The organism is Elusimicrobiota bacterium (genome assembly GCA_040757695.1).
Taxonomy (GTDB): domain Bacteria; phylum Elusimicrobiota; class UBA8919; order UBA8919; family UBA8919; genus JBFLWK01.
Genome location: JBFLWK010000256.1, coordinates 1 through 1,094, shown reverse-complemented (window position 1 = coordinate 1,094; position 1,094 = coordinate 1). Strand labels below are relative to the sequence as shown.

The window sequence follows — 1,094 nt, the reverse complement described above, 5'->3', positions numbered from 1 at the left end:
TTATACCAAAAATATTGGGGATACGCAAAAAACAGGAAATGATGCAAAATAATGAACTTAATTTTGGAAAAGATTGAAAATAATTGAGAATTGAGAATTTATGAGAAATATTTTTAACAAAGGTCTGCAGAATGATTAAAACAGGACACGATTTAACTGAAACAGAAATTATAGAGAAGTATAGCAAACTTACTCATCGCCGAGGTTTAGGTAAGGAATTTAATTATAAAGTATTATCTCTTGTCGGCGATTTGACCGGGAAAAAAGTCATAGATGTTGGATGTGGCTATGGAGAACTTTTAGAAGAAATTGATGCTCATTACAAGTGTAGTTTATATGGTGTAGATATTATTGATATTCGTCTTGCGGAATTATTAAAAAAATTACCTGGAAGAATTATTATAAAAAATTCGGATATTCAATCTAATATTCCATTCCCGAATGATTATTTTGATATAGTATTCTTACTGGAGACATTAGAACACCTTAAAAATCCAGATAAATGTATTGAGGAAATTAAAAGGATAGTAAAAGAAGATGGTTTGATAGTTTTAACTATTCCGAATGCTACAGGATATTTCCCTTTTTATTTAATGGGTAGTTTTATTCCTACGCGATGGTTAAGGGGTAAACTTTTACCTTATGAACATCCTTCAAATACAGACCAACCAATTGATACTTGTTATAACTACAAAGAGATTGTAAACATTATTACAAGGAATAATCTTAAAATTGAGAAAGTTGAAGGATGGCGTTATTTCCGTTATTTACAAACCCTGCCATTGGTAAGGAATATTTATAAAATTATTTATCCACTTATAGTATGGATAATGTCAAAAATCAAAGCGGAAAGATTTGCTTATAACTTAATATTTCTGTGTAGTGTAAAAACTTAAAAACAGAGTTACATATGCTTTAAGAATAAATTCTCTGATAGATTATTAGAGATAAAAAAATGCAGAGGTGTAAAAAATGGACAGAATGATTAAAGTTTTTTTGCTAATAGGTAAAGAAGGATAAGTGAAGGTTTCAATAAAAGATTTAAGAACGGGTTATACAGATGAAAAAAGAAGGTGGGATTTCACATACCCCTG

The 1,094-nt window shown here is 29.3% G+C and carries 1 protein-coding gene; it reads left to right on the top strand.

Going from position 1 to position 1,094, the window contains the following annotated elements:
- Positions 1-131 precede the first annotated feature (131 nt).
- On the top strand, positions 132-896 hold the full coding sequence (locus AB1349_14600) for a methyltransferase domain-containing protein (protein MEW6558556.1): 765 nt from the start codon (positions 132-134) through the stop codon (positions 894-896).
- The last annotated feature ends 198 nt before the right edge of the window (positions 897-1,094 follow it).

Excerpts from the sequence above, each read along its gene's own strand:
- AB1349_14600 (MEW6558556.1), top strand. The coding sequence starts at position 132 with ATGATTAAAACAGGACACGATTTAACTGAAACAGAAATTATAGAGAAG.